We start from the raw sequence: 3,844 nt of genomic DNA, 5'->3' as shown, positions 1-3,844 counted from the left end.
CCACGACACTGATTACATGGAGTTTGTGATGCAGGAACCAACAGAATATCAGGCGGCCAGAAACCGGGTTCCGGTGGTGTTGTTGATTGAGGATGATCCGGGTGATGTTGAACTGGTTCGTTTACAGCTGCTGGAACGCAAAGCCGATGCTTTTGTGGTGATTCAGGCTGCCAGTCTGAAAGAAGCAGAACAGAAAATTCGCAGTGAACAGTTGCAACCGGATGTGGTGCTGCTGGATCTGAATCTGCCTGATTCCACAGGTACACAGACAGTGCGCCTTTGTCGAAATCTGATCCCGGATGTGCCGGTAGTGGTGTTAACCGGACTGGATGATTATCAGGCCACCCAGATGGCCATTGAAGCCGGAGCAGAAGATTTTCTGACCAAGGGCTCCGAAGGGAGCCTGTTGCGCAAGGCCATACGTTATGCCTTGTTACGTCACGAGCGGGACACCAGTGAACGCCTTGCGCTGACTGTTTTCCAGCACGCCCGTGAAGGCATCATGATCACTGATGACAATGCGGTGATTCTGGAAGTGAATGAAGCCTTTACCCGTATTACCGGTTATACCCGTGAAGAAGCGCTGGGTCAGAAACCCAGTTTGTTGAGCTCCGGGCATCACGACGCCACTTTTTATGAAGACTTCTGGCGAATTTTAAAAGAAGAAGGTGGCTGGCAAGGTGAGTTATGGAATCGCCGCAAGAGTGGTGAGGTTTTTGTGGAAAGCATGACCATCAGTGGTGTTCGTGATGCAGGGGGTAGTATTCGTCAGTACGTTTGTCTGTTTACCGATATCACTGAGCAAAAGGCACAACAATCCCAGCTGGAACATCTGGCTCATTTTGATGCTCTGACCCGCCTGCCCAATCGGGTGTTGTTCTCTTATCGTTTAAACCAGTCGATGGCTTACGCACGTCGCCATAACTCCAGTCTGGCGGTGGCTTTTCTGGATCTGGATGGGTTTAAACCAGTGAATGATAACCATGGGCACGCGGCAGGGGATTACCTGTTGCAGCAGCTGGCAGATCGTATGAGTGAGTGTCTGCGTGATGAAGATACTCTAGCGCGTTTTGGTGGTGACGAGTTTGCACTGGTGCTGGAGCTTCAGCCGGATCATCCATCACTGGAAAAACTGCTGGAGCGTTTGCAGCTGGCTATATCCGAGCCGGTCATCTGGGAAGGAAAACCGCTGCTGGTAACCGCCAGTATTGGTGTGACCTTTTTCCCGCAGCAGCAGGATGTGGATGCCCAGCAACTGCTGGATCAGGCGGATGAAGCCATGTATGAAGCCAAAAAAGCGGGCAAAAACCGCTATGCACTTCATTCATCAAGCAACCAGCGCTGAAGCAGTTCTGCAAGATCCTGCAGGCGGTAGGGTTTGGCCAGAAAGTCATCCATCCCTGCTGCCAGGCATTTCTGCTGATCCTGTTCGGTGGCATTGGCAGTCAGTGCAGTAATGGTTCCTGTGTAACCGGATAAACGCAAATTTTGTGTGGCGGTATAACCGTCCATAACCGGCATCTGACAGTCCATCAGAATCAGGTCATAAACCTTGTTGCTGGCTTTGTTCAAGGCTTCCTGACCATTCTGGGCAACATCCGGGATGATGCCAAACTTCTCCAGCAATTTGATTGCCAGCAGTTGGTTGACCGGATGATCTTCAACCAGCAGTAGCTGTTTACCGGCATAGTTTGCCAGCGGACTTGACTCCACTGCTGGCTGATCAGGAGGCTGGCAGGGTTCATAAGGCAGTTGAATGACAAACTCGGAACCCACGCCGGGTGTGCTGTGAACTTCCATCTGCCCACCCATCAGTAATACCAGCTCACGCGATATTTTTAACCCCAGCCCTGTGCCACCATATCTGCGACTGGTGGAGTTGTTGGCCTGGGTAAAACGCTGAAAGATTTTTTCCTGTGTAGCGGCATCCATACCAATTCCTGTGTCCTTCACACTGATCAGCAGCCCAGTGCCCTGCAGTTTTACTGTCAGGTTGATATAACCCTTGTGAGTGAATTTAAAAGCATTGGATAACAGGTTGTTAAGGATTTGCCGTAGTCTCAGGGAGTCACCCAGAATCCAGGAGGATACATGTGCATTCATTTGAGTTGTAAAAGTCAATTCCGGGTTACTGAATCCACTGGTGAACAACTGCTCAAGATTTTGCAGCAGTGTCTGCAGGTTAAAGGGTGCTTTCTCCAGGGTCATTTTTCCGGCTTCAATTTTGGAAAAATCCAGAATACTGTTGACCAGCTCCAGCAGCAGTTCGGCGGAGTGATGTGCCAGTTGTAAGTGTTCAGCCTGATCCTTGTTCAGCGGGCTGTGTTCCAGTAATGACAACATGCCTATTACCCCATTCAGCGGGGTACGGATTTCATGACTCATATTGGCAAGAAACTCACCCTTGGCCTTGCTGGCATGTAATAACTGCTCGTGCGTGGCGCGTAGTTCCCCTGCGGCGGCATGAATACCTTGCTGCAGGCGGCTGAGATCACCTACATATTGTCCCTGCATCCGGCTGGCATAATCCCCTTGTGCCAGATCGGCAATTACCGTGTTGGCCTCACTGATGCCTTGTTCGAGGCAGCTAAATAAACGGTTAAAACTCTCAGTAAGCTGTCCCAGTTCATCATTACGCTGAATGGACATGCGGGCAGCAAACTGGCCTGAATCAACGGCCTGATTAAGGGTGGTGACCAGTTTGTCCATTGGGTGGATGATTCTGCGCCCCACCAGCCATAACAATAGCGTGACAATCAGCGCTACCACCAGAATGACCGACAGCAACAGATACAGCAGAGATGCCAGTCCCTGATTAATTCGGGTGGTGATGCCTGTGGCGTCCATTACCAGCACACTGCGTCCGATCCATTGCCCGGTGGAGTCATAAATGGGCATATCAAACAAGACTTGCTGATCAATCCGGGTCATCAGGCTCTGATGTTGATCAACAGGTTGACGATGTTGTTTGACCCAGGCAGCAGCCTGCTGATCAAACCATTGATCGTGTGCCAGTAGAAACTGATCATCAAATGGCGGGCTGCGGGTATAACTGGCGGGCAGGTGGCCGTAAAAGTACTGCAGGATGGTGTCGATGCTCAGCAGCAGAGTCCAGTCCATGCCTTCGGCCTTGAGGGCGCGCACTACAGAACCCAGCCCCTGCGTAACGGAAATGACACCAATAACCTGCCCATCAACCCGCACTGGTGCAAAACCGATAATTCCGGCACCGGCGTTACCGATACTGAAACTGGCACTGGCTTTGCCTGTGATGAGTGTTTCCATCACCATCGGGTGAGGTGCACGGCCACCGGTGTAATTCAGCTCCCAGGAGCGTGCCAGTATGATGTGTTCATGGTTAATGACTTGAGCAAATACACTGCGATAATCGGTGGCTGCAGCAAAGTCATCACGCAGGGTCAGCAGGGCTTCCATCGCCTGTGGATGGCTGTTGTTCTGTAATCCGGCAATAACACGGGGGTCTCTGGCAAGACTGGTGGCAATGGAAATCACCGCATCTCTTTTGCCCGTCAGCCTTAAATCCACCTCCTTTTGTGCCAGAGCCAGAGCTTCATCTTCTGCCAGACGCTCAAAAGGGCGCAGGGTGCCCTGATACATGATCAGCAGCAACAGGCTCAGAATCACCAGGGTGGCGAGAGAGGCTGACAGAATCAGGGAGCGGAAGATGGAGGTTTTTTTCATACCAACAACATACTGCCGGAAAGGGATTATTTCCAGTAATAATCGGGATGAAAAAGTGAAAAAGCCTGCCACTAAGGGCAGGCTTGAAGGTGTTGCCGAGTTCCGGGAGTTTAACGCAGTCCCAGTTCCTCGATACTGACAT

General features: G+C 51.3%; 2 protein-coding genes. One reads left to right on the top strand and one right to left on the bottom strand.

Annotation, left to right across the window (positions count from 1 at the left end; genetic code table 11):
* A partial coding sequence (locus tag IBX50_RS18310; RefSeq protein WP_292257840.1) for a diguanylate cyclase occupies positions 1–1,345 on the top strand: 1,345 nt, incomplete at its 5' end.
* On the opposite strand, the gene IBX50_RS18305 is transcribed toward IBX50_RS18310, so the two are convergent.
* Positions 1,321–3,844: ATP-binding protein (locus IBX50_RS18305; RefSeq protein WP_292257839.1), on the bottom strand; the 2,524-nt coding region annotated here is incomplete at its 5' end. The genes IBX50_RS18310 and IBX50_RS18305 overlap by 25 nt on opposite strands.

This window comes from Marinospirillum sp., assembly GCF_014859565.1.
Note: the sequence above shows the minus strand (reverse complement) of the source record. Positions and strands in the feature narration are given on the sequence as shown.